Source organism: Legionella tunisiensis, from assembly GCF_000308315.1.
GTDB classification, from domain to species: Bacteria; Pseudomonadota; Gammaproteobacteria; order Legionellales; family Legionellaceae; genus Tatlockia; species Tatlockia tunisiensis.
In genome coordinates, this window is the sequence record NZ_CALJ01000098.1 from 1 (window position 1) to 25874 (window position 25874).

Below are 25874 nucleotides of genomic sequence, written 5' to 3' on the forward strand. Positions count from 1 at the left end.
CGAGTTATCTGCGGGAATTCGTATAACTTCGTATAATGTATGCTATACGAAGTTATTACGCTGGCGTGGGAAATAGTTGTGTTGCTGCCAAGGTAAATCGTCGACTGGTTCCTTTGAGTATTCCGTTAACGAATGGTCAAACAGTCGAAATTATTACTGCACCTGGTGCCCGCCCTAACCCTGCCTGGCTTAATTTTGTGGTAACTGGCAAAGCGCGCAGCAATATTCGTCATTTCTTAAAAAGCCAGCAACATACAGAGTCGATTGTCTTGGGTAAACGTTTGCTGGAACAATCTCTTGTTGAGTTGGGTAGTGATTATGCCAAAGTACCACCGGAGTCTTTGCAGGCCTTGCTGCATGATTTAAATTATAAATCAGCCGATGAGTTGCTCTATGGCATTGGTATCGGAAATCAGATGCCAATGATTATAGCCAAACGCTTGGTGGTTAGTCAGGAAAGCAGCGAGCTCGATAAAACAGCGAAGAGCGGTCCTTTGGCTATTAAAGGCACCGAAGGGATGGTGGTCAATTTCGCCGATTGTTGCCAACCTATACCAGGCGACAATATTGTTGGGCGTTTTCAGCAAGGTCGAGGTATCATAGTACATGCCAGTGATTGTCCTAACATTAATCAAGGGCGAAATCACCCGGAACAATTGGTTTCTTTACGATGGGATGACCAGGTTCAAGGCGAGTTTTGGGTAGATATTACTGTTGAAGTAGCTAATCAGCGCGGTGTTTTAGCTGCATTAGCAACAGCAATTTCTGAGGCAGAATCAAATATTGGCAATATTAATGTCGATCCGCGTGACGGGCGGCATAATGGAGTAACTTTTTCCATCAGTGTGCGTGACAGAACTCATTTAGCACGAGTAATGCGTCGTTTGCGTGCTAATAAAGTAGTGATGCGCCTATATCGTAAAAAGCAGGGAGATTAATTGAATGCAACCTATTCACAGTGCGTTAGCGCCAGCAGCGATTGGTACCTATAGTCAAGCAGTTCGTTGCGGAGACATTGTTTATTTGTCGGGACAGATTCCACTTGATCCGCAAACCATGCAATTATGTAGCGATGAGATTCGTCTGCAGATTAATCAGGTCTTTGATAACCTGGAAGCTGTTTGTAAAGCGGCTGGCGGCAGTTTAGCGAATTTGGTTAAAGTGACTGTTTATCTGGTGGATCTAAACCATTTTCCTTTGGTTAATGAAGCAATGACGCGTTATTTTGATGAACCCTATCCTGCCCGGGCCGCCATTGGAGTGAGCGCCCTGCCGCGTGGAGCACAGGTCGAAGTCGATGGAGTGATGGTTTTACCTGCGCCAGTTCAAGGTTAAGGACGTGGTTGATAAGCAATATACCCAAACCGGGCGTTGGATGTTTCTCATTGCTTGGTTGCTATTTTTGGGTTATTGCTTTTATTTTTTATTATTACGGTGAGAGGGAACAAGGTTCCTATCAAGTCACTCATGGAGCCGTCACGATTGTTGCTGATGAGCAAGGGCACTATTACATAGATGGGTCCATTAATGATTATCCGGTTAAATTTATTTTGGATACAGGTGCTACGTTAGTGGCTGTACCCCAATGGTTAGCTACCAAGTTGCAATTACAGGGGCGTTATCCAATTAGTATCCAAACGGCCAGTGGTGAAGTAACAGGGACTTTGACTCGCTTAAAACAATTGAGTTTTGCTGAGTTTACCTTAAATAACGTTAAAGCAGTGATTGTACCGGGTAGTGATGATGACACTATTTTATTAGGTATGAATGTATTGTCCCGGTTTAATTTATTACAGCAGGATAAACGGTTAATTATAAAAAATGATTTATCCTAATAATTAGATAAAGAGTAGTTGAGCTAGTGAAGGATAGCAATCAATGCATAAGCGCACTGGACAGTGCCAACAGCTCTAAAAAAGCGATGAGTTTGTATGAGTATAGTTTCTCTTCATGGGGTTACCTTAAAGCTTGCTGGCAATTGCTTGCTTGATGCCGTTGATTGGCAGATCCAGCCGCAGGAGCGTATTGCTTTAGTGGGACGAAATGGTGCGGGTAAATCGACTTTATTGCGTTTATTGCAAGGTGAATTGCTGCCTGACAGTGGGCAACTTAATAAACTTAGCGGTCTGCGCGTTGCTGGTTTAACGCAGGAGGTCCCTATCAGCGATAAAGAGACCGTTTATCATTTTTTGGTAAAAAGCTTGGGTGAAGTTGGCGAAGTACTTGCGCAATTCCATCATCTATCAACAACAAATGATTTAGCCAAGCTAGCTGTATGCCAACAGCAAATGGATAACCTGCACGCTTGGGATTTGCTACCCAGAGTAGACATGATGGCAAGTCGTTTAGGTCTTGAACCGCAGGCACACATGAGTCGTTTATCAGGAGGTATGAAACGACGCGCTTTGTTGGCTGCTGCTCTGATTGCCGCTCCTGACCTCTTGTTACTTGATGAACCTACCAACCATTTGGATGTGAACGCTATTGAATGGTTGGAGTCTTATCTAAAAGCCTACACAGGTAGTGTACTGGTTGTAACGCACGATCGTGAATTTTTGGGGCAAGTAGCGAATCGTATTGTCGAAATCGATCGTGGCAAACTATACAGTTATGATTGTGATTACGATACTTATTTGGATCGGCGTGAAGCACTACGTTTCAGTGAGCAAAAGCAAGATGCTTTATTTGATAAGCGTCTGGCAGAGGAAGAGGTATGGATTCGTACTGGCATCAAAGCTCGTCGTACTCGTAATGAGGGGCGCGTACGCGCGTTAAAGGCAATGCGGGAGGAATACAAAGCACGCCGCGCGCAATTAGGCAAAGTTCAGGCGTTAACTCTTGATGTATCGCGTTCGGGCTCTTTGGTTATCGAGGCCAATAAGCTTAATTTTGCCGTGGCAGATCAAACCTTGGTGCGTGATTTTTCATTGTTACTGACTCGCGGTGACAAGATTGGCATTATTGGTCCGAATGGTTGTGGTAAAACCACGTTAATACGGTTGCTTTTAGGCGAATTGACCCCTGATTCAGGGACAGTCCGGCGCGGAACTTCTCTGGAAGTCGCCTATTTTGATCAATTACGCCGTCAACTGGATGAGCAGCAGACTGTGATGGCCAACGTAGCAGAAGGTGCTGATTACGTAACCATTAATGGCAAACAAAAGCATGTGGCGAGTTATCTGCGGGAATTTCTGTTTCCAACGGAGCGCTTTAATCAGCAGGTTGCAACGCTCTCTGGTGGTGAACGAAATCGCTTATTACTGGCCAAGTTATTTGCCAAACCAGTTAATCTATTAGTAATGGATGAGCCGACCAATGATTTGGATATTGAGACCTTAGAGTTATTAGAAAACATGTTAATGGATTATCCTGGTACCTTATTGTTAATCAGCCATGATCGAGCATTTATTAACCAAGTCGTCACGTCCGTATTGGTTCATGAAGGAGAAGGAATTTTTAATGAATATGTCGGTGGTTATGATGATTACCGTAGGCAGAAAAAAGAGCGACGTGAACAAGCACCAGTTAAAACAGCAGTTAAACGTAATACTGCTTCAACTAAACTGAACTTTAATGAGCAACGAGAATTAAGCCAATTGCCCCAGAAAATTGAAATCCTGGAGCAAAAAATTGCTGCTTTACAGGCAAAAATGGCTGAGGCAGACTTTTACCAGCAAGAGGCTCAGCTTATTACTTCCCATGCGCAACAATTAGCGGCGGACGAAACGGAGTTAACCAAACTTTATGCTCGCTGGGAAGCGCTAGAAGAGAGAGGATAGGCAACTAAATGGATATGCTCGTATTATCACTGGTTGTATTGGGTTGTTCAATCGTGGTGTTTTTCTCGCAGGAATTTGGCAATTTTTTTAAAAATTATTTGCTATTCGCGGCATGAAACTCTTATTACCTCTTATTTTAGCGACGGTTTTGATTGTTTATTATGAGCAGTGGGTATTATGGGGATTACTGCATCTTCAGACCATTCTGCAATGTTTTACCTCCCTGTTTGTTGCTTGGCTACCCTTCCAGACAGGTGCTGACATCCTGGTAAAGAGTCTTATTCTCTTCGCTTGTTCAATTCTTCCTGTTTTAGCCATCAATTTCTGGTTGAAGAAAAAACCTATCATTCTTTTAAACACGCTTACGTGACCAGTACCATTATTTGGTTGTTAGTGGCGATCTTGTTAATAGCCAGTTATCAAGCAACCATCGCCTATGTTTAGGGCCTAGTATTTCTTCCTAATATCTATTACAACCAGTTGCAAAAGCAGTTACAGGACTTACGCAAAACACCACTCTCTTCGTTAAAATTTGCTTTTAATTCGGTCATTTAGTTAGACTAAACGTCCTCATTAAAGGCAAACTGTGCCTCGACCTCGACCTCGACCTCGACGTTTTTCGTAAGTTCTGAATTTAATGAGTCTGCATTTCTCCCAAATGGAAGGGATATCCTTGTCGGCAACGATTGTAGGAAGAAAAGACATAGCCGGGATTGGCTGAATAACTGTAGTGGGTTGCATCATAATTACAACAGGGAATACGGCTCATGAAACAACCGCGTTTGGCTTGCCAAACTAACCCCCCCCTGCTTGGCTGAGCGAACGCCCATCGACACAGACATAACTAGGTTTCTCAGATACTTTGCCTGTAATACAACCTTGGGCTAAGAGGGTTGTAGGCAGTAAGACCAAAACAAAGCAAACGTATGTCTTCATTCCCTTGTCCAATTGCTTGCTATACTCTTAAAATAGATGAGTTTAAAGACAATTCAAGTTGTTTTCGCAAAAATCATGCAAAGTTTAAGGACTGCTTAAGATTTTATGTTTAAAATGATCATATATGACTTGCGGAGTTATTCATGCCTATCCAAAATGCGGAACTTTTAGCTGCCCTTCAAGATGATACTATAATTAGCCGTGCTGCAGGAGCAGGCGCTCTTGATGCTCTTGATGCACTAATGAAAGTAAATCGTACTGTGCCTGATGATTTTAGAGGAGTGATTCTCGCGAAAAAGGATTTTTGGCATGGTTTTAACGGTATGAATGTAGATCCACCCAAACCCAACGATGGAACTTTTTTGGATGATACCGGTGGTTTTGTTGGTGTTGGTGCTAATTTTACGGTTCTACACAAACTTGCAGTACAAAGAAGAGTCCAGGCCGGCTTAAAGGTATCAGGTGGCACCTTAGATGAGCCATTTTTGGTAGACCTTATCAATGGTGATGAAGCAAATGCCCGTACCAAGCTTGCTACTAAACCAGCCATTTTTGGTGCTTTAGCAACCCTTACCCATCCAGCCGCCTGGGATGTGAACACTGAAGATTTCCTTACCGCAGGGGCGATAGGGGAGATTAAAACTCAAGCAAAAGAACAGTTATTGCTTAATAAAATCAAGAATACTCGTGCTACTAAAGATGAGATTGAGCATCTCATCGCTGAGGCAGCAGCAGGAACTGCGCAATTTCGAGTAGCGCTGCAAGCAGCTCCATGGAATTTAACTGCGCAAACAGCGGGTAATCTGGTTGCTGCAAATTTTACTGATGTGGTTAAGAAAGCAGCTTTGGAGAAAGGTTTAGCATTAGCTATTGGGCTTAAATCTCAGGTTGATTTGTTAAATCCAAACACGTTACTTACGTTAAATAAAGATACTGCAAATTTTAAAAACGATTTTGGTGCTCCCTATACTGATGTCTTGTTGGGCGATCCAGAAATTCAAAAAGCCAAAGAGCAGCTTGGTCAACGCTTTTTAATTGCCAAACTGTCTCAATTGGATGGGCCTAGAGTAGAGCATCTGGTCGCACTTGCATCGCAGGGGGATGTTGGTGGTTTTATAACAAAAGTAGGCCTGCATAATGATTTAGCTGGTGCAAATTTTGGAAATCCTAATAACTTTGTTCCTCACGCCGTTACTGCTACCTCTTTGCCCATTTTACGCCAAGCTGCTGCTTTGCAAGCGCTCAAAATAAAAATTGCGCAGTGTGACGACCCAGATACTTTGAATGCCTTAATGGCAGCGACAACAAAAGAGCAAATCAAGCAAATTTTGACTGATAAACCCGCTTTAGGGTTCAGTACCAGCCCAGCATTTCGCGAGGCGCTTGATAATCTTAGCCTTGCTCAAGTCAATGATATTGTTGCTGCTGCTCATGTACAAAAACGACTACTTGCTGCCAATACCGCACAATTGAAAGCCTTTGTTACTAGTCCTACAGCAGTCAATGATATTCAAGCCTATATGGGGCAAAATATCTCAGTAGCTATGCAATCCAAGGTGACTACCCATTTAACTCCCGAAAGAATAACCGAGATACGTGAGAAAGCCTTATTAAGTTATGCTAAAACCGAATTAGTGAAACCTACGGTAATTGATGATGGTGCTTTAGACAATTTAGTTCAAGCCGGCAGTGTTAATGGCGTTAGAGATGGTGTCCGCTTGTTAATGGGAGGCAATGAGGCTGACGGTTTGATAGTAACAGGTGGTGCACATCAAGATAGAGGATTGTTGCAACAGGTCCGTGCTTATGCTGCCGCTGAACAGGTATATAGAGATAGTTTAGGCCTTGATTTGAGCGGCGGTGGTTACAATACTATGGTAGGGGCTATTAATGATTTAAATGGCCATCCTCCGCAAGGACATCAACAAGCTTTGATGGCTGTTTTACCGCCAAAAGATAAACAAGTATTGCAAGAACGTTTGGTAACTAGCTTAGTAAATAGATTTCCAAATAATCGCCCCCTATCGCAGCTAACTGCTCTGGCCACAGCAAAAACTGACCCGGAGTTCGCTAATGCCCTGCGAGCTATGGGTATAACCGAACACAGTTGGGTGAATAAAGACGCCAGAGTACGTCTGCAAGCTGCCGCCAGTGAAAAGGCGTTGACTAGTCAAATTAACGCTACTGCCCAATTCGGTGCAGAAGCACATCCAGCATTATTGGCGTTGGTAAAACAATTGCCTTTGAACAAACAGCAGGAGTTATTAAATACACCAGAGGTGATGAAAGCCTTGCTGAATGTTCAGGATGCACACGACGATCTTGCTAAGCGAGAGGCTGTACAAGTAGTAAAAGAGATACTTGGTGAGAATATTGATGTAGAGCCTTTTGTAGAAGAAAACTACAGATTACATCTTATTAACCAAATCGCTGATCCCAATATCGCCAGGATTATTGCTCAGCAATCGCCCCCTTTAGATATTGATAAAGGAAAAATTGAGCAAATTAACGCTGCCCTCCACCAGCCTTTGGGTAACGATGGTGTTAATACAATATTTGACAATAACGGGGGAGCTAATAGTAATTATGTGAAAAAATACAGGAGATACAAGGCATTATTGGGGTGGTTCCCGGCAGTTTTTATACCGCTTTTGGCTTGGACGCTGGTGCTCCTAACGATTTTTCGGGGGGTGATCCGGCTATTAGGACAACGATGGAGAATCAACGTCTCCGGAATGTCAGTCTGGCAGCGCGAGCGAATGTATTGAACACGGATTCTCCCGACTATCGTTTTGTTACTTTTTGTGCTTCACTTCAAAAACAGGCGTATTCACGCTAGCACCTGCTGCTCCTCCCGTATCGAATAACCACTATGATCAACTAAAAGCCGATATCCAGGAAGCGTCGTCTATTGATGAATTTATGAGAGTAGCGGCCACACGAGGGGGGCTCTTATTACGGCGTACTTGATCCTGTTTCTTTGCGGCAACAGCTGACGCCAGAAGTGTTTAAACAATTGAAGCGTGAACAGAGTCGCCAGATTCTATTGACCGGTACCTATAAGACTGATGCAAACAGTGGCCTTGATGCCAAAGCCGTTGAGCTCAAAACGGTCACTGATCTGTTTGAAAAAATGAAGAAAGCAGATGACAAGATCCGGAAAGAATTAGAACGCTTTAGTAATACGAAGTCGATTGACTGGTTTAATCCAGCGTTTCATGCTGCTGCCAAACAAAATGCCGAGAAATTAGGACCGGAATTTTTAGAATTTGCTAACGGCTGTGATGAGTTCGTTAAGCAATTGGCTCATCAGAAAGCGGTTATTGATGAACAATTAGCCAGTTTACCCTCTCAAACTGATGTAGCTAATTTAGATGATAATGCTCAAAAGCTCGCTCTTGAGGCCTATCGTAACGAGTTAATAGATAAAGGGAATCTCGTTGGAAAAGAGCTAGAGCATTATAAAAAATACAAAAAGTACTCCGAGGAGATCCTAGTCATGACAATCAGCTGCTGAAAAAAGGGCTTGTGAAAGTTGTGGAAGAAGCAAAAGCGGGTAAACAAGACATCAGATTCCACTTCGATAGCGAGTGTGAACCAGATTGTCCTGTTTCAGAGATGGCGAAATTTTTTGGAAAGGAGTGGCGAGATAAAAAGACTATCCCTCCCGGGGTAACGACTGTGGTCAGGCAGGGTGGAAATAATCCAACTTATTATCACGCGGTTCCTATAGTCGTTCCGGGTATGGTTCGTCCCCACCGCATCTCTTTTGGTGGAGATGATGCACATCCCAATGAGAGGCTTACAGGAGGATTTTTGGAGCAGCGGGGTTCAGACAGAGGTACGCCTGCTAAAGATGGATCGATGGAATATTTGCCAAGCCTTAAATTAACGGTCAATGCATTCCCGCAAAAATTACCGGCGCGACCTGGGCCCCATGGGACAGTTATACCAGAAACCACTGATGCTGCATTGAATGCCGCACGGGTAAATTTTTCCATGGCAATGATCTGCCAGGCTTTAGCTGGTTTACATGAACCGCCTACGAAAGACAAACCACTTATCATAGATGGATCAAATCCGGAAGAATTGCGCTATTTATGGACAGCAGCGTACGCAATGGGTAAATTGAATCCAGAGATGAAGTTTGGTCCGGAGGCAATTAAAGTGGTATCACCAGCATGGCAGCCTACTCAAGAAATAGGTACTTTCTATGGTTTGGCTAAGAATTCACTTTACGAAACAGTCTTTAAAGGAAATCCTGGAGTTACTCAAGCGGAATCGTTTTTTCAAGAGTCTAGTGGTCATAAAAAACCCCAGGCACAAACAGCGAAAGATCTTAGTAAGCTTTCCAAATTGTTTAAAGAAGATTTCCAGACTGTTGTAGCTGAGGTAAGTACTGCCAATACTGCACCTGCAGTTACTTCGAGTACGCCACCCAAACTTGGTGGAACCTAGTATTAGTTAAGGATAACATGAATAAGAATAAACTACCTATTGGGGTCTTTGATTCGGGAATGGGGGGGCTAACGGTGTTACGTGCGCTGAAGGCCGCTTTACCTTGTGAATCTTTTGTTTATCTGGGTGATACAGCACGATTGCCTTATGGTACTAAAAGCCCGGACACGGTGCAGCAATATGCTCTGCAAATGACTCGGGTTCTGGTGGAACGGCAGATTAAAGCCTTGGTGATTGCTTGTAATACGGCTACTACCGCGGCTTTACCCCATTTACAAGCCATGCTTCCCGATATGCCTGTATTAGGTGTAGTAAAACCCGGGGGCTGCGGCTGTTGTTGCGGCGACCAAAATCATCGTATTGCTGTTTTAGCTACCGAAACGACGATTGCTTCCAATGCTTATCAGCAGTTAATTTGTGAGCAATTGCCCCAGGCTGCTATTTCAGCCCGTGCCTGCAGTGTATTGGTCGCCTTGGCTGAAGAGGGCATGGTTAATAATGCCATTGCTCGAGAAGCGTTGAAACACTATTTGTCCGATTTTAACGGGGGAAGATACCTTACTCTTAGGCTGTACCCATTTTCCGGTGTTTAAATCCCTGTTGACCTCGTTGTTGCCTGATGGTGTGACGGTAGTTGATTCAGCTGACGCAACGGCAAAAGCGTTGCAGCTGCTGCTGGCGCAGGCGGCTTTGCTTACTCCCAATCAGCCCGCAGAAGCAAAAATAAATTATTTGGTGACGGATTCCATCAAACGTTTTCAGGCGGTAGGGGAAATTTTTCTCGCTGAATCATTAGCAATCGATAATATTGAATTGATTGATGCCCGTAGTCCGTCTTGATTTACAGTGAGAAATCTCCGATTGGTACGTTGCTTATTTCTGGAGATCTCTCGCTATGCTCGAGATGACGTGGACATGCTGAATAGATCCTGTTAGATTTTTTCATTCATTTTCACTGATTTCAATCTGTTTCTTGCGTGCTGATTCATAACGTGCCTGCATTTCAACGTCAATGTAACGATCAGTTGTGGCACTTGAACTATGGCCGGCATCATCGCGTACATGCTCGCGTGGGCGGATTTTTACATCTTCCGAGATGCCCGTGTGTCTTAACCAGTGAACGGTTGCTGCGCCTAAATTATCCGCTTCTTCAGTTTTACCGTGTTGACGTAATTGTGCTGCTGCCAAATCAAAGCATAGTTGCACCAGACGGCGAATCGGTGCTGTATCGCTCAGGGGACCTACGCCGCGAATTTTCGGAATAAGCGGCGAATTATCAGCAGGAGAGGGTAAGGGAGATAAACCTAAAAAACCTCGCCAACGCATTAAACTGGCGAGCATGGCTTCACTAACCGCAACCTGTCTCTCCTTGTTGCCTTTTCCGACGGTAGTAAACCACCAATGACCATTACTGTCTTTAGCAAAATCATTCATACAGGGAATCCAGCGCTCGCTGGCTGCGAGTTCTGAAATACGTAAATACATCCCAAAGAGCATGCTTAAGATAAAACGGGTCCGCTCGTGTTTTTCTGGGTTTTCTTCCGCAAGGGTATCGGCGGCTTCTAACACGGCATCCCATTGCGTCAAACTCAGGCGTCTAACAGGCGCATTTTGTTGGCGTTTGCGAATAAATTTACTTTTTTGCCGAATCAAGGCGACGGGGTTTGAGACAAGGTATTCTTCGGCAATCAGGAAATTAAAAAAGGTACTTAAAATCGCAAATACTTCCTGTACAGCCCCTTGCGATAAATTAAATTGCTCTATCGATAAAGGACTACCTTGTTTTCTTGCAGCCTTGGATTGCGTGACTACAAAAGGACGCCACTCCTCGTTAGGTACTCGTTTGCCTTCTTTTTCAATAAATCGAGGGACTTTTTTTAAACCGATCCAGGCTTGAGGCGGATTTTGGCAAAAGCGAACAAATTGTTCGATATCGTCGCGTTTTAATGTGGCCAAAGTGGTTTTTTAATGTGCCAACACCACTGCAACAGGCGTTCAGCTTCGCGACGATAGCTATTGAAGGTACCCTGGCTGCCCGCATAACTTTTGAGAAAATTCAGGCTATGATAGAAATCCTGGTGATAGTCCGGTGCAGGAAGGATGGCATTGTCTTGGTTTTTGTGGAGATTGTCCAAATTATCAAATAAAGGCAAGAATCGCATTTTCATAACTAGCTAAATACAGTCAAAAAGAATAGGTTAATCCTAACTCAAAAGCCAATCCATCAATAGCCTGCAACACAGAAAATCAGGATATAAACGTTAAGATAGCAGAAATGTCAAAAGTCCTATTGACCTCCAGAGTCGCTGCGGGTATTATTTGCGCTCTGTCCTCGGGGACGGGTTAACGACGGGGTGTAGCGCAGCCTGGTAGCGCGCCTGCTTTGGGAGCAGGATGTCGGGAGTTCGAATCTCTCCACCCCGACCAGTTTCAGTTTGCGCCCGTAGCTCATCTGGATAGAGCATCGGCCTTCTAAGCCGAGGGTAGCAGGTTCGAATCCTGCCGGGCGTGCCAGCCTTAGAGCAGAATTCCTGATTAAAACAAAGTTGGCAAGAATAATATGGTGAGCGTAGCTCAGTTGGTAGAGCCCCGGGTTGTGATCCCGGTTGTCGTGGGTTCGAGTCCCATCGTTCACCCCAGACTTCAGAGTCGATTAGCCATCTTATCCTTAAGATTCATCCTGAGTCTTTACAAGACAGTTATACTGTTTGATAATTCCACCCTGTTTGCGAAAGTGGCGGAACTGGTAGACGCGCTGGATTTAGGTTCCAGTGGGGTAACCCGTGAGAGTTCGAGTCTCTCCTTTCGCACCATTACATGATAATTTCCGTGAGGTGACTAGATGCAAGTTTCTGTTGAGACCTTGAAAGGTTTGGAGCGTAAAGTAACAGTTTCGGTGCCAACCGAAAAAGTAGAGGAAGAAGTGAGCCTGCGTCTCCACAATCTTGCTCGTAAAGTAAAAGTTGATGGTTTTCGCCCCGGTAAAGTTCCATTCAGTTTGGTAAAGAGCCGTTTTTCAAATAGCGTCCGTGAAGAAGTAGCTAGAGAAATGGTACAATCAACGTTATTTGAAGCGTTGCAAAAAAACGAGCTGGTTCCAGCTGGTTCACCCTTTGTTGAGCCTGAGAAGCTTGAAGCCGGTAAAGATTTCAAATATACCGCCGTCTTCGAAGTATTCCCAGTTATTACTATTACGGAATTGAACCAGGCTGAAGTCGAGGCTATTCATGCGGAAGTCAAAGATAGCGATGTAGCCGATATGCTTGAAAAATTGCGTGAGCAAAACAAAGAATGGCATGAGGTTTCACGTGCAGTGGCCAAAGGTGATAAAGCAGTTGTTGATTTTGAAGGTTTCCTTGATGATAAAGCCTTTGAGGGCGGTAGTGCTAAAGGACATGAACTTATTATTGGTTCTGGCGCTATGATTCCTGGTTTTGAGGAAGGTATAATCGGTGGTAAAAAAGGCGAGCCTTTTGATATTAAAGTGACTTTCCCAAAAGATTATGGCCACAAGGAATTAGCAGGCAAAGAGGCAACTTTCAAAATTACTGTTCAGAAAGTCATGGAAGGTAAATTACCAGAGTTAGATCAAGCCTTCGCTGAAAAATTTAATATCAAGGAAGGCGGTATCGATGCACTCAAAAAAGATATTAAAGAGAACATGGTTCGTGAATTAGAACGCCGTGTGAGTTCGATGAATCGTGAGAAACTTTTTGATAAATTGATGGAAGTAAATAAATTTGATCTGCCGATGGCTCTGATTGATAAAGAAATCGAGCATTTAAAGCATGATATGTATCATCGTCTCTTTGGCCATGAGCATTCTGATGATGAGAAGATACCTGATTTCCCACGGGCGTTGTTCGAAGAGCAAGCCAAAAAGCGTGTTCATCTTGGTTTACTGTTCTCTGAATACGTAAAAAACATGAACTGATTGCTGATAAGGCTCGTGTAGATGCGATGATTGAGAAATTTGCTAGTGCTTATGAAAGTCCTGATGAATTGCGTGCTTGGTATCAAGGTAGTAAAGAGCGTCTGGCTGAAGTAGAGGCCTTGGTTATGGAAGAAATTGTTGCTGAAAAAATTAGTGACGATGCTAAACTTAAGCGTAAAAAAATGAGTTATGAAGATATCATGAACCCTAAAAAGGACGCTGAGAGCAAAGGAGAGTAAGTATGCCAGGGTATGCAGACAACTTGATAAGAAATGCCAGCGGGTTAGTACCGATGGTTATTGAGCAAACGTCCAGAGGCGAGCGCTCTTATGATATCTACTCACGACTTTTTGAAAGTAACGAATTTATCTTTCTTTTTGGGTGAAGTTGAAGATCATATGGCTAACCTGGTAGTGGCTCAATTATTATTTTTTGGAGTCCGAGAATCCGGAGAAAGACATTGCCTTGTATATTAATTCACCGGGCGGAGTCGTGACTGCTGGCTTGGCGATTTATGATACCATGCAGTTTATTAAGCCTGATGTCAGTACTTTATGTATCGGTCAGGCAGCCAGCGCAGCGGCTTTATTGTTATGCGCTGGTGCTGACGGTAAGCGCTTCTGTTTGCCCAACTCAAGAGTAATGATTCACCAACCGTTAGGTGGGTATCGAGGGCAGGCAACGGATATTGAAATCCATGCGCGTGAAACATTAGCGGTGCGTGAGCGCTTGAATAGCATCATGGCAAATCATACCAAGAAAACACCTGATCAAATTATGCGTGATACGGAGCGTGATAATTTTATGAGCGCTACCCAAGCGATGGAATATGGTTTGATTGATAAGGTTCTCTACGACCGCAATGCGTTGGCTACAACTGAGTAATTTTAAGCAGCCAGTTTGTTTTTGGAGAACAGCAAACTGGCGTTATTTTTCCGATTGTCTAAAATTTTACTAGGATGTCTATTATTAATTCGCAATATAAATGCCAAACATTGGTTTAAGTGCTTCTAAGGGAGGTAACAAATCAGTGGGCGAGGCTATTTTAGGGACTTATGCGCAATAGATTCTAGATTACTACATTGGTGTAGTAACAGTAGAAAGAGGGGTTCGTAGATGAGTAAAACCGGTAACGGCGATAATGACAAAGTCTTGTATTGTTCTTTTTGTGGAAAGAGCCAGCATGAGGTAAAAAATTAATTGCAGGCCCTTCAGTTTTTGTTTGTGATGAATGTGTTGAGTTGTGTAATGATATTATTCGTGAAGAAACCCAAGACGTTCCGGAGGAAGCTGAAACCCATTTACCGACGCCTAAGGAAATTTCCAATTTTCTCGATGAATACGTGATCGGACAACCTCATGCCAAAAAGGTTTTATCTGTAGCAGTGTATAACCATTACAAGCGATTACACCATAAAACGGAAGATGGTATTGAATTGGGTAAAAGTAACATATTGCTGATAGGACCCACGGGTAGTGGTAAAACCTTGCTTGCGCAAACGTTGGCGCGTTTACTCAATGTACCTTTCACCATGGCTGATGCTACCACGCTAACAGAGGCAGGTTATGTAGGTGAGGATGTTGAGAATATCATCCAGAAATTATTGCAAAAATGCGACTATGATGTTGATAAGGCGCAGCAAGGCATTGTTTATATCGACGAAATCGATAAGATTTCGCGTAAATCGGATAATCCTTCTATTACTCGCGATGTATCAGGTGAGGGTGTGCAACAAGCGTTGTTGAAATTGATAGAAGGTACTATTGCTTCTGTCCCTCCACAGGGTGGACGTAAACATCCACAGCAAGAGTTTCTTCAAGTAGATACCTCCAATATCCTATTTATTTGTGGAGGAGCGTTTGCCGGACTAGAGAAGGTTATTCGTGAGCGCAGCGATAAATCCGGAATAGGTTTTTCTGCACAGATTAAAAACCCGAAAAGCGGTCAGGAAATGGAAAAGGTATTAAACTCACTTGAATCGGAGGATTTGGTTAAATATGGTTTAATTCCAGAATTTGTTGGCCGCTTACCGGTAGTGACAACCTTGCACGAGCTGGATGAAAACGCGTTAGTGGATATTCTTACTACACCAAAGAATGCACTCACCAAGCAATTTCATGCTTTGTTTAAAATGGAGGGTGTAGAATTGGAGTTTCGTGATGATGCACTGCGCCTTATTGCTAAAAAAGCATTGGAAAGAAAAATTGGTGCTCGTGGTTTGCGTGCCATCCTTGAAAATATTCTTTTAGACACCATGTACGAATTACCTTCCATCGAAGGCGTTAATAAAGTGGTGATTGATGAAAATGTAATCAATGGCGTCGGAAAGCCTATCCTGGTCTATGAAGGGGAAGAAGGTAAACAATCTGCTGCAGGTGGAAGGGAATAAGAAAGCGTGTAGTAGCAGTAGCAATCTGCGCTGCTGGAATTTATCGGAACTAAATCCAGCAGGGCCCGTCCAGGGTACTTGCTTAAATAGCAGGTGATTCAACTGAAAGGCCATACTATTTCTCTTAGAATTATCGTTTGAATAAGGGCTTATTATGTCTAGCGAAAGCGAAAATGAATTCACAGCGACTGAAGAAGAAAATGATGTGACATCACCGTTACCTGTATTACCTCTGCGCGATGTTGTTGTTTATCCGCACATGGTTATTCCCTTGTTTGTTGGGCGTGAGAAATCAATAAAGGCCCTAGAAGCGTCGATGATTGACAGTAAACAGATTTTTCTGGTTGCTCAACGCAAGTCCTCTAATGACGACCCAGCCGCACAGGATGTGTTTACAGTCGGTACGATTTCCAGCGTTCTCCAATTATTGAAATTACCGGATGGCACCGTCAAAGTATTAGTTGAAGGTGAACAGAGGGCGAGAGTAACAGCCTACTCTCAGGAAAAAGGCTATCTGGAGGCTTCTTTAGAGGTTATAGAGGAAGTTAGCTCTGACATGAAAGAACAGGAAATTGAAATCTTAATGCGTTCTTTGATGTCTCAATTTGAGCAATATATCAAGCTTAATAAGAAGATCCCACCTGAAGTATTAAGTTCCCTGGCGAGTATTGAAGAGCCCGGTCGTCTGGCGGATACCATTGCTGCTCATTTATCCCTCAAAGTAGATGATAAACAAGAACTACTCGAAACGACTGACGTAGGAACGCGCCTTGAGCGATTAATGGCGGCGATAGAGAGCGAGATTGACTTGCTTCATGTTGAAAAACGAGTACGTGGTCGCGTTAAGCGCCAAATGGAAAAAAGTCAACGTGAATATTATCTGAATGAACAGATTAAAGCGATTCAAAAAGAACTCGGTGAAATGGGTGAAGAAGGCAATGAAATTGAGCAATTGGAAAGCTCGATTAATAAAGCCGGTATGCCCAAAGAAGCCAAAGAGAAATCACTTGCTGAACTGCAAAAATTAAAATTAATGTCGCCCATGTCCGCTGAAGCAACAGTCATTCGTAACTATCTTGACTGGATGCTTAGTGTGCCCTGGAAAAGAAAAATAAAATACAATTTGATTTGCGTAAGGCGGAAAAATTGCTCGATAAAGAGCATTACGGTCTCGAAAAGGTGAAGGAACGGATTATCGAGTATCTTGCGGTACAACAGCGCGTAAAACGCTTAAAAGGCCCTATTCTATGCTTAGTAGGACCACCTGGGGTTGGAAAAACCTCATTAGGCCAATCAATCGCCAATGCGACAGGTAGAACGTTTATTCGCATTGCTTTAGGCGGTGTAAGAGATGAAGCAGAAATTCGTGGCCATCGACGAACGTACATTGGTTCGATGCCAGGAAAAATAATTCAAAAATTATGTAAAGCTGGTGTTAAAAATCCCCTGATCATGCTGGATGAAGTGGATAAAATGGCCATGGATTTCCGTGGTGACCCAGCTTCTGCATTGCTTGAGGTACTTGATCCTGAGCAAAACCATACCTTTAACGATCATTATCTCGAAGTCGACTATGATTTGAGTGATGTGATGTTTATAGCGACGGCCAATTCACTGGAAATTCCTGCGCCTCTCCTGGATCGTATGGAGGTTATTCGTCTGGCGGGTTATACCGAAGATGAGAAGATCCATATTGCTGAAAGTTACTTGGTGCCCAAACAATTGATTTTGAACGGCCTAAAGCCAGAGGAAATCAACATTGGCGAAAGTGCTATCCGTGAAATTGTACGTCATTATACCCGTGAGGCAGGTGTGCGTAATTTAGAGCGTGATATAGCAAGTATTTGCCGTAAGGTGGTTAAGGAAATACTGACTGGTAAGCGGGTGAAAAAAGTAGCTGTCTCGCGCACCAATATTGAAAAATATTTGGGTGTTAAAAAATACCGTTATGGACTTGCCGAGGAATTTGATCAGGTAGGTCAGGTGACAGGACTAGCCTGGACCAGCGTAGGCGGTGAATTACTGACTATTGAAGCTTCTATGATGCCAGGCAAAGGTAAACAACGCATACTGGTCAATTAGGTGAAGTGATGCAGGAATCAATTCACGCTGCAATGACCGTGGTAAGAAGTCGAGCGAAGGCGTTTGGCGTAGCGGATGATTTTTACGATAAAAATGATTTCCATGTTCATGTTCCAGAAGGTGCAACACCTAAGGATGGTCCCAGTGCGGGTATCGGTATGTGTACAGCCTTGGTTTCGGTTGTAACGCATATTCCGGTGCGTGCTGATGTGGCTATGACTGGAGAAATAACCTTGCGTGGACAAGTACTTCCTATCGGTGGTTTGAAGGAAAAACTGCTTGCTGCCCACCGCGGAGGGATTAAGCATGTTATTATTCCTGAGGAAAATAGTAAGGATTTGGAAGAAATACCTGATAATGTATTGAAAAAACTTACCATCCATCCGGTGAAGACGATTGAGCAGGTATTAGATCTTGCTTTACAGCGCAGTCCAATCGTTGATACACCTGTTCCGACCATTCATGAAGCTGCAAAAGGAAAAAGTTCTAAAAAAATAAAAATAAGGATTTACATGCCCATTAATACCGAGTATATTTCACACCGTTGCCCGCTACTGGCGGGCGATGCAGGGATGTGACTGCTTGACTGAGGTTGATGAATCTGTTTTAATCGCTTCGGGTAAAGGAAGAATAACTGATAGGGGAAAAGATGAATAAGAGTGAATTGATTGAAGCAATTGCAAGTGGTTCTGGCGTAACTAAAGCAGACGCTAGTCGAGTTCTCGATACTTTTATGACTACCGTGACCGATGCTTTAAGAAGTGGCGATCAAGTTGTGTTGCCTGGTTTCGGTTCTTTTTCCACTGGTAACCGTTCTGAACGTACCGGTAGAAATCCACAGACTGGAGCGACCATTCGTATTAAGGCTTCACGCGTTGCCAAGTTCAAAGCTGGTAAGAACTTGAAGGAAGCTGTGCAGTAGAGTTTTTGGGTGCTTAGCTCAGCTGGGAGAGCATCGCCCTTACAAGGCGAGGGTCGCAGGTTCGATCCCTGCAGCACCCACCAAGAATTGGAGTGGTAGTTCAGTTGGTTAGAATACCGGCCTGTCACGCCGGGGGTCGCGGGTTCGAGCCCCGTCCACTCCGCCAAGATTAACGCGCCGAAGGGCGCGTTTTTTACCAACCACGTTAAGTCAGTATTTCTTGCGAAACACCAATATGGAATTTCGAACATGTTGCAGAAGTTGAACGAACGCATACAAGGTGTCATAGCCTGGATAGTCATTGGTTTGATTGTTATTACCTTTACTTTATTCGGCGTGGATTATTATATGCAATCACGTCAGACCTCGACCGCGGAGGTTGATGTCAATGGCCAGCCGATTAGTAAACAGGCTTATGAAGTAAATTATAGGCGAGCCCGGCAGCAGCGTGATCCGTCGCAAATGACGGCGGCTAGCGAAATAGCCTTGAAGAACCAGGTTCTGCAAAATATGATTGTTAACGAAGTCACTATGCAGGCAGCAAAAGCCAGTGGCTTTGAAGTGAGCACCGAACAAGCAAATGCAGCTATCGTTAGTATTCCTCAATTCCAGCAAGATGGTCATTTCTCGGCAGAACGTTATCAACAGGCACTCAGTGGTGCCATGTTTACTCCTGAATCTTTCCAAAAAGAAGTCAGGCAAGGTATGTTACTTAATCAACAGCGTTTTGCATTCATAGGTAGTGCCTTTGCTCTGCCTGGGGAGATTAAGCGTTTTGTTAAGCTCTATATGCAAACTCGAGATTACGAATACTTACAAATACCGACGTCTTTATTTATCAAAGAAAGTAATGTTTCCCCTGAAATGGTAACTGCTTACTATCAAAATCATCCAAAGGAATTTCTTGAGCCAGAAAAAGTCTCTCTTGATTATGTCCGCTTATCCATGCAAAAAATTAAAGATGCAACGAAGGTAAATGATGAAGAGATAAAGCGTTATTATGAAGACAATCAAAGTAATTTTCTGACACCGGCACAATGGCAGGTTGCACACATTCTATTTGCTGTTCCAGAAACTGCGACTGCAGAGACGCAAGAGCAGATAAAACAGAAAGCTGAAGAAGCTTATCAAGCCCTGCAAAATAACCCGCTTCAATTTAATGAATGGGTAAAAACCATGTCGGATGATAAATTATCTGTTGCTAACAAGGGTGTTCTGCCCTGGCTGGTTGCAGGTCAATCCGGTTTTGATAAAACCTTGGCAAATTTAACTGAACCAGGACAAATTTCGCCACCAGTAAAAGCTGCGCATGGTTATGAAATTTTTAAACTAGTCGCTTATAAGCCTGCGGCATTAAAGCCATTGTCTGAGGTTCAAGCAACGATTAAAGAACAATTACTGATCGAATTGTCACAAGCGCAATATGCTCAAGCGTTGGAGCAACTCGCAGATTTAAGCTATCAAACACCAGATTCTCTAACTCCCGTAGCTGATGCATTAAAATTACAAATTGAACAGACAGAGCCTTTTTCACGGCAGGGCGGTAAGAGTGCATTGAGTAAAAACAAGCAAGTAGTCAACACGGCGTTCAGTCATGATGTCCTGGAGCTGGGAAATAACAGTGAACCCGTGCAATTAGACAATGATAGTGTTGTGGTCTTACGGGTTAACAAACATATCCCCGCAGTCGAGAAATCCTTGAAGCAAGTTAGCGAGTTCATCACTAAAAAATTAGCTTTACAAGAGGCTGAAAAGCGGGCAAAGCAATTAGGTATAGAATTGCTATCGAACAAGGAAGGAGTTGGTGCGCAAGAAAAACTGATGCAAACCAATCAGCTGCGGTGGCAAGAGGTAGATAAAGCAACACGCGATACAGACAAAGCAGATGCTACGGTTAATGATTTAGCCTTTAGCTTGCCGCGTACCAATAGTCGCGATGGACGCAGCTTAAGTAATGGTGATTATGTCATCGTGCGATTGAAAAAATCAACGATGGCCGATTGCCGTTGCTTGATAAAGAACAACAGGCAAGCTTAGCCCAACAGATTGAAGCCAGTTATGGCTTAATGGATTACGATTTGTACGTCAATAATTTGGTTCATAAGGCTAAGATAGATAGGCATTAACCTAAGTTAAGAGGGGATGTAATGGCAAAATTTACCGATAACCAATTAGCGAAGTTTTTTTACAGCTCACTAACGATTATAATGAATTAGCAAGCAGACGAGCTCCTCAGCTCTCGATGGAGCAAATTAGAGATGAATTAAGAAGAAGGGTCCTGTTTGCTTTAAATAGCCCTGCTAGCAAGTTATATTGGTTTACCTTGGCTAGCACCCCTGACGACTGCCAAAGCGAGGCAGACAAAGTAATGCATGCATTAAATACGTTTCTGAGCACTCGCCCAGCCTTTGTACATATAGAAGAACCACAAGTGTTTTTTGCTAATCATAAGTTTGTGCAAATTGATATTAGTGTGGATCAAGACTATGAACCTTATCGACACCGCCATTATCACTGTTATTGCGCCAGTGACGATTTTCTGTTTAACTGGTTTTTGTATCGCTCCTTATTGAGACCACAAGTTATTGTTATTGATAATTCCTCTAGCCGTAACCATGGCCATTCAAGTAAAGATGATAAAAAGAATAATGGCGATATAATTGCCTTTCTCTTTCTGGCGGCCTTGGCTGCTTTGCTTTTGGTTCTAGCTATTGCTGCACTTTATTACATGCTAGGACAAGCTTTAAATAGCATCTCTCGCATTCAATATAATGAGGGCTGGCTACAAGGAATGGTAACCGTGGCGGGTACGCTTGCTGCTGGCTATGTGTCTTGCTTCTTAAGTATGGCCTTTGCTACGTCACCATTAATGAACCTTGCTCTGTTAGCGGGTATAAGCAGTCCAGTTGGTGTAGTTGCTTTGTCTCTGACTTGTTTAACGATTATTGGTGCTGGTGCAGGTTGCTTTATCACAGATAAACTTCAGAACTATATTTTACGTAAAACACATCCTGATGCTCTTGATCCTAACGATCCAAATCGTTTTACCTTGACTGCGGAAGAAGAGCTAAATTTACTCCAAAAAGGATTTGATCTCATGAGGGTAAAATATGCCATTTTTACTCTGCGCTCTGAATTGGGTGAAGAGGGTGTTCCTACTTTGCTCCATCGAAGAACTTTTGGTACGAATGGAAAAAAAGTGCAGGAAAATCTTGAAATTATAAGAAAAATACGCGCAGGCGATATGGGTAGTGAGTCTCTTCTTGATGGGCCCGTAACAGTTCCTTTACGCCAAGGTGAAGCAACAATCCAATTTGACTTGCGACCTTTGCCTTATTACCAGGCTCCAGTTTATGCGATGTATCCTCCTCCATATTACAATACAGAACCATCTGCACCATTATTCGAATAGCCAATTTATATAATTAAGTGCCTTGTATGAGGCACTTAATTAATGGAATTAGAAGAGTTAAAGCATTAAGTCAGATCTGACATGGATACCGCATGGTAACCTGCATCAACGTGAACAACTTCAGCAGTAATCCCAGATGCTAAATCAGAACACAGAAACGCAGCTGTATTGCCTACTTCTTCGGCAGTGACATTACGTTTCAAGGGTGTCGTATTGGCATAGGCGGTTTGCATCTTGCGGAAATCTTTAATGCCTGCCGCTGCTAGAGTTTTAATGGGGCCTGCAGAAATGGCATTTACCCGCAGACCTCTAGGGCCTAAACTGGCAGCCAGATAACGAACTGCTGCTTCCAGACTTGCCTTGGCGATACCCATCACATTGTAGTTAGGTACAGCTTTCTCGGCGCCATAATAACTTAAGGTGAGTACAGAGCCTTGCGTCCCTTCCATCATCGGTAAAGCGGCTTGTGTCAAGCCAACCAGGCTGTAGGCACTGATATCATGTGCAATACGAAAACCTTCGCGATTAGCTTGCTCAATGAAATCGCCACTGATTTGGTCTGCTGGCGCAAAAGCGACTGAGTGGGTTAAAATATCTAATTTATTCCAGTGGCTTCCCAGTTGCTCAAAGACCGATTTAATGTCCAAATCGCTGGCAACATCGCAAGGAAAGGTAAGGCTGGAATTAAATTCTGCTGCCATGGTTTCCACTCGGCTTTGCAATTTTTCATTCTGGTATGTAAAGGCTAGTTCTGCACCTTGCTCGTGAAAGGCTTGGGCAATACCATAGGCAATGGATCGGTTAGAAGCCAAGCCAACAATTAATGCTTTTTTCCGCTTAAAAATCCCACTTTACTCTCCTTTTAATCTTTTGAGTGCGTTGCGAGTAACTCGCGCATTTTTGCTTGGATCATGTCAATAGCGATACGATTTTCTCCTCCTCGGGGAACAATAATATCAGCGTATCGACTTGAGGGTTCGATGAACTGTAAATACATTGGTCTTACTGTTGTTTCATACTGATGAACGACTGATTCAAACGAACGGTGGCGTTCAACCACGTCTCGTTTTAAACGACGGGTCAAGCATACATCCAACGGAGTGGACATGAAAATACGAATGTCCATGACTTCGCGCAGCGCTTTGTCGGTAAATAATAAAATACCCTCCAGGACAATAATCGTATGACGGCCAACATAACGTGTTTCTGGCAAACGGATGTGCTTGGAATGAGAATAAATAGGGATATTAACGGACTCCCCTTGTTGCAATTGACGCAGATGCTCACAAAGTAGGGCATGATCAAACGCTTCTGGATGATCATAGTTAATTGTTTCTCTTTCAGCGAAAGGGAGGTGGCTGTTGTCTTTATAGTAAGCATCTTCCGAAATCACAACAACTTGCTCTGAACCAAGTTCGGTGACAATAGTATTAGCCAGAAGACTTTTACCAGAAGCAGAAGGGCCGGATATTCCGATAATAATCGCTTGTTTACTCATGATAAGGTCGTTAAAAATTTTGTACAAATAGTAAGGGTTTATGAGGATAAATTCAATCTGAATGTCATTCGAAGTAACTTTAAAAATCTGCGTATAATGCCTAATTAACGCAAGGCGTTTTTAAAAAACCTCGAGGCATTGCCTAAAAAGGACTGCATTTTTTAAGGTGAATGGAATGTTACGCTTTTTTATCTCTCTGTTTTTTCAATAGTACGTATAAAGCACCCGAACCGCCGTCACGAGCTAAGGCACTGTGAAAAGCTAATACCTGAGGAAATTGCTGCAGCCAATGATTAACTAAATTTTTTAAAATAGGTGGTTCGCCTTGATGGCTGCCTTTGCCATGAATGATTAATAAGCAGCGATGACCCAGGGCATGTTGTTGCGCAATACATTTAATCAGGGCATTTTTAGCATCATCCGATCTTAAACCATGCAAATCGAGTCTGGCTTGCCAGGAAATTTGCCCATTTTTTAATTCACGTAAGCGTTTAGCAGGGATACTATGACTACAGTAGCTGAGTAGCGTATTTGCTTGTACTACCTCGGTATAATAATCTGACAAATAGAAGTCATTGTCCTTGGGAAGAGAGGGTTGCTGCGGCTTGTAGTTACGAGGTTTAGCTGTAGCCTGAGGCGGGCTTTTAGCCTCTACGGAAGCAATTTTTTACTTTTGGGCAAGGGCTTAACTTTCTCCACCACTTGGCGAAATAAGGCTTTGTCTTCATCAGACAGAAAATCATCAGGCATAGAACTCGTTAATTTAGACATTTGAAGTACTCTTAAAATTATAACGTATATAAAGACCTTAAGGACAAAGAATCTGAATTAGCGTACAATTTGTGATAATTGTATACATCGATGGTTTTCCGCCCTACTAGAGGCTACTGATATTTCTACTATCTAGCGCAATATCAACAGCCTCTTAGAGTCAGCGAAAAGTCTAATGATTAAGGTAAAGTTATGACTGATTCTTATGCGGCACTGACGGCTGATTTTGCAACCCTCGTGGATTTTTTGCGTTTTGGTTTAACTCAAGCACGAGCGACTGATTTATATTATGGACATGGTACAGATAACGCTTGGGATGAGATGATGGCCTTAGTGCTTGGCAGTTTATCTTTGCCTCCGGATGTGGATCCCTTACTTTTGCAAGCTCGATTGACGCCCGCGGAAAAACAAATGCTCAATGAACGTTTGGCAAGACGAATTATCGATAAAGTTCCTGTGCCTTACTTAACCAAAGAAGCCTATTTCTGCGAACTGCCTTTTTATGTTGATGAGCGTGTGTTAATTCCACGCTCACCCATTGCGGAACTCATTAAAGAACAATTTTCTCCCTGGCTTGCTGCCGATAGTGTCGAACGTGTACTTGATCTTTGTACGGGAAGTGGTTGTATAGCAATTGCCTGCAGTTACGCATTTCCAGAAGCAATAGTTGATGCAGTTGATATTTCAGCAGATGCTTTGGAAGTGGCGGCGATTAATCGTGCACGTCACGGCTTAGACGATGTTCTTAATCTAATTGAATCAGACTGTTGGGCCAATGTACCTAGAGTTCGCTATGATTTGATTGTTTCTAACCCTCCTTATGTTGGCTATGAGGAAATGCAAACCTTGCCGGCTGAATATACTCATGAACCACGATTAGCTTTGGAGTGTGAGGATAATGGCTTGGCTATTGTTGAAAAAATCTTGGCAAACGCCCATGATTATTTAACAGAGGAAGGCATTTTAGTCGTTGAGGTAGGGAATAGTGAGTATGCTTTAGTGGACGCCTTTCCCCAACTGCCATTTACCTGGCTTGATTTTGAATATGGTGGGCAAGGCGTATTTCTATTGACCTGTCAGCAATTAAAAGCCCATTTTGGTAATAAATAATGAGTGGAAACACATTCGGTACATTGTTTACAGTAACAACCTTTGGTGAAAGCCACGGCAAAGCGTTAGGTTGTGTGGTCGATGGCTGCCCTCCAGGCATGGCGCTTTGTGCTGAGGATATTCAGCCCTTTCTCGATAAACGCAAACCAGGGCAGTCCAAATACACGACTCAACGGCGAGAAGAGGATAAAGTGGAAATCCTTTCTGGTGTCTTTGAGGGATTAACAACCGGTACCCCGATTGCTTTATTAATTCCAAATAGTGATCAGCGTTCCAGTGATTATAACGAGATTAAGGATTTATTTCGGCCAGGACATGCTGATTTTACCTATCACTACAAATATGGACACCGTGACTATCGCGGCGGCGGCCGCTCATCCGCCCGTGAAACAGCGGCCAGAGTTGCAGCCGGTGCAATTGCCCGCCTTTATTTGCAACGTATATTGGGTATTGAAATAATCGGTTATCTGCAGCAGATGGGAACTAGTACTATAGATTTTATTGCTGAAAGTGAAATCAATAATAACCCTTTTTTTGCCCTAACGATTATCAAATACAGCCTGAGACTGCCCAAGGCACACA

The 25874-nt window shown here is 43.2% G+C and carries 14 protein-coding genes, 6 tRNA genes and 9 pseudogenes; 24 read left to right on the forward strand and 5 right to left on the reverse strand.

The features are described from left to right. Positions 1–56: 56 nt before the first annotated feature. From BN58_RS22985 to BN58_RS28235, 5 genes and pseudogenes are all read left to right on the forward strand, one after another. Positions 57–938 (forward strand): annotated as a pseudogene (locus BN58_RS22985) (RelA/SpoT AH/RIS domain-containing protein); the annotation flags it as partial. A gap of 4 nt (positions 939–942) precedes the next feature. Continuing rightward, positions 943–1335, forward strand: coding sequence for a RidA family protein (locus tag BN58_RS07195; protein ID WP_019216262.1), 393 nt, complete (start codon positions 943–945; stop codon positions 1333–1335). 8 nt (positions 1336–1343) lie between these two features. Continuing rightward, positions 1344–1835 (forward strand): retropepsin-like aspartic protease family protein, encoded by a 492-nt coding sequence (locus BN58_RS07200; protein ID WP_232220421.1) that lies wholly within the window; start codon positions 1344–1346, stop codon positions 1833–1835. 96 nt (positions 1836–1931) lie between these two features. Next, a complete protein-coding gene (locus tag BN58_RS07205; protein WP_019216264.1) occupies positions 1932–3779 on the forward strand; it encodes an ATP-binding cassette domain-containing protein in 1848 nt (615 codons plus the stop codon). 112 nt (positions 3780–3891) lie between these two features. Then, positions 3892–4149 carry a hypothetical protein gene (locus tag BN58_RS28235; RefSeq protein ID WP_019216266.1) on the forward strand — a complete coding sequence of 86 codons (258 nt, stop codon included), beginning with the start codon at positions 3892–3894 and terminating at the stop codon, positions 4147–4149. Between the two features lie 425 nt (positions 4150–4574). Here BN58_RS28235 and BN58_RS33305 read toward each other — a convergent pair whose 3' ends face one another. Beyond that, the gene (locus BN58_RS33305) at positions 4575–4715 is read right to left on the reverse strand and encodes a hypothetical protein (protein WP_232220422.1); all 141 of its coding nucleotides are present in this window, start codon (positions 4713–4715) and stop codon (positions 4575–4577) included. Between the two features lie 143 nt (positions 4716–4858). On the opposite strand from BN58_RS33305, the gene BN58_RS07215 reads away from it, so the two are divergent. The 4 genes and pseudogenes from BN58_RS07215 to murI all read left to right on the forward strand — a co-directional run bounded on the left by BN58_RS07215 (position 4859) and on the right by murI (position 10013). Next, a complete protein-coding gene (locus BN58_RS07215; protein WP_019216267.1) occupies positions 4859–7483 on the forward strand; it encodes a hypothetical protein in 2625 nt (874 codons plus the stop codon). Positions 7484–7695: 212 nt separating this feature from the next. Continuing rightward, positions 7696–8232, forward strand: coding sequence for a hypothetical protein (locus tag BN58_RS07220; protein ID WP_019216268.1), 537 nt, complete (start codon positions 7696–7698; stop codon positions 8230–8232). 11 nt (positions 8233–8243) lie between these two features. Beyond that, positions 8244–9173 (forward strand): hypothetical protein, encoded by a 930-nt coding sequence (locus BN58_RS07225; protein ID WP_019216269.1) that lies wholly within the window; start codon positions 8244–8246, stop codon positions 9171–9173. A gap of 17 nt (positions 9174–9190) precedes the next feature. After that, a pseudogene (murI, locus tag BN58_RS22995) lies at positions 9191–10013 on the forward strand (glutamate racemase). A 102-nt stretch (positions 10014–10115) separates the two neighbouring features. Here murI and BN58_RS23000 read toward each other — a convergent pair. Further along, a pseudogene (locus BN58_RS23000) lies at positions 10116–11341 on the reverse strand (tyrosine-type recombinase/integrase). Between the two features lie 182 nt (positions 11342–11523). Between BN58_RS23000 and BN58_RS07240 the strand changes: the two are divergent. The 13 genes and pseudogenes from BN58_RS07240 (at position 11524) to BN58_RS07305 (ending at position 21913) form a co-directional block, all read left to right on the forward strand. Then, a tRNA-Pro gene (locus tag BN58_RS07240) sits at positions 11524–11600 on the forward strand. A 10-nt stretch (positions 11601–11610) separates the two neighbouring features. Continuing rightward, a tRNA-Arg gene (locus BN58_RS07245) sits at positions 11611–11687 on the forward strand. A gap of 49 nt (positions 11688–11736) precedes the next feature. Then, positions 11737–11812, forward strand: a tRNA-His gene (locus BN58_RS07250). Between the two features lie 89 nt (positions 11813–11901). Beyond that, positions 11902–11986, forward strand: a tRNA-Leu gene (locus BN58_RS07255). Between the two features lie 29 nt (positions 11987–12015). Beyond that, a pseudogene (gene tig / locus BN58_RS23005) lies at positions 12016–13346 on the forward strand (trigger factor). 2 nt (positions 13347–13348) lie between these two features. Then, positions 13349–13992, forward strand: a pseudogene (gene clpP, locus BN58_RS23010) (ATP-dependent Clp endopeptidase proteolytic subunit ClpP). Positions 13993–14223: 231 nt separating this feature from the next. Beyond that, positions 14224–15497, forward strand: a pseudogene (clpX, locus tag BN58_RS07275) (ATP-dependent Clp protease ATP-binding subunit ClpX). 154 nt (positions 15498–15651) lie between these two features. Further along, positions 15652–18102, forward strand: a pseudogene (gene lon / locus BN58_RS23015) (endopeptidase La). Positions 18103–18228: 126 nt separating this feature from the next. Continuing rightward, entirely contained in the window at positions 18229–18501 is a 273-nt protein-coding gene (locus BN58_RS07285) for an HU family DNA-binding protein (protein WP_019216274.1), read from the forward strand. Between the two features lie 7 nt (positions 18502–18508). After that, positions 18509–18584, forward strand: a tRNA-Val gene (locus tag BN58_RS07290). A gap of 6 nt (positions 18585–18590) precedes the next feature. Next, positions 18591–18667 (forward strand) — tRNA-Asp (locus BN58_RS07295). Between the two features lie 83 nt (positions 18668–18750). Beyond that, a pseudogene (locus BN58_RS23020) lies at positions 18751–20627 on the forward strand (SurA N-terminal domain-containing protein). Between the two features lie 116 nt (positions 20628–20743). After that, positions 20744–21913, forward strand: coding sequence for a hypothetical protein (locus BN58_RS07305; RefSeq protein ID WP_019216275.1), 1170 nt, complete (start codon positions 20744–20746; stop codon positions 21911–21913). A 65-nt stretch (positions 21914–21978) separates the two neighbouring features. Here the strand turns inward: BN58_RS07305 and BN58_RS07310 are convergent, their stop codons facing one another. The 3 genes from BN58_RS07310 to BN58_RS28240 form a co-directional block, all read right to left on the reverse strand. After that, complete coding sequence (locus BN58_RS07310; RefSeq protein ID WP_019216276.1) at positions 21979–22725, reverse strand: enoyl-ACP reductase FabI; 747 nt, start codon at positions 22723–22725, stop codon at positions 21979–21981. 50 nt (positions 22726–22775) lie between these two features. Beyond that, the gene (gene udk, locus BN58_RS07315) at positions 22776–23411 is read right to left on the reverse strand and encodes a uridine kinase (protein ID WP_019216277.1); all 636 of its coding nucleotides are present in this window, start codon (positions 23409–23411) and stop codon (positions 22776–22778) included. Positions 23412–23589: 178 nt separating this feature from the next. Beyond that, positions 23590–23976: a Smr/MutS family protein gene (locus tag BN58_RS28240; RefSeq protein ID WP_019216278.1), complete on the reverse strand. Its 387-nt coding sequence runs from the start codon at positions 23974–23976 to the stop codon at positions 23590–23592. Positions 23977–24374: 398 nt separating this feature from the next. Here BN58_RS28240 and prmB point away from each other — a divergent pair, with 398 nt between their 5' ends. Together prmB and aroC are read left to right on the forward strand one after the other, a co-directional pair. Continuing rightward, a complete protein-coding gene (gene prmB, locus BN58_RS07330) occupies positions 24375–25292 on the forward strand; it encodes a 50S ribosomal protein L3 N(5)-glutamine methyltransferase (RefSeq protein WP_019216280.1) in 918 nt (305 codons plus the stop codon). Then, positions 25292–25874, forward strand: a pseudogene (aroC, locus tag BN58_RS23030) (chorismate synthase); the annotation flags it as partial. The gene prmB and the pseudogene aroC, both read left to right, overlap by 1 nt.

What these genes read in the sequence shown, in the direction of transcription:
- BN58_RS07195 (WP_019216262.1), top strand. Translation starts at nt 943, where the DNA reads ATGCAACCTATTCACAGTGCGTTAGCGCCAGCAGCGATTGGTACCTAT.
- BN58_RS07205 (WP_019216264.1), top strand. Translation starts at nt 1,932, where the DNA reads ATGAGTATAGTTTCTCTTCATGGGGTTACCTTAAAGCTTGCTGGCAAT.
- BN58_RS28235 (WP_019216266.1), top strand. Translation starts at nt 3,892, where the DNA reads ATGAAACTCTTATTACCTCTTATTTTAGCGACGGTTTTGATTGTTTAT.
- BN58_RS33305 (WP_232220422.1), bottom strand. Translation starts at nt 4,715, where the DNA reads ATGAAGACATACGTTTGCTTTGTTTTGGTCTTACTGCCTACAACCCTC.
- BN58_RS07215 (WP_019216267.1), top strand. Translation starts at nt 4,859, where the DNA reads ATGCCTATCCAAAATGCGGAACTTTTAGCTGCCCTTCAAGATGATACT.
- BN58_RS07285 (WP_019216274.1), top strand. Translation starts at nt 18,229, where the DNA reads ATGAATAAGAGTGAATTGATTGAAGCAATTGCAAGTGGTTCTGGCGTA.
- BN58_RS07305 (WP_019216275.1), top strand. Translation starts at nt 20,744, where the DNA reads ATGGAGCAAATTAGAGATGAATTAAGAAGAAGGGTCCTGTTTGCTTTA.
- udk (WP_019216277.1), bottom strand. Translation starts at nt 23,411, where the DNA reads ATGAGTAAACAAGCGATTATTATCGGAATATCCGGCCCTTCTGCTTCT.
- prmB (WP_019216280.1), top strand. Translation starts at nt 24,375, where the DNA reads ATGACTGATTCTTATGCGGCACTGACGGCTGATTTTGCAACCCTCGTG.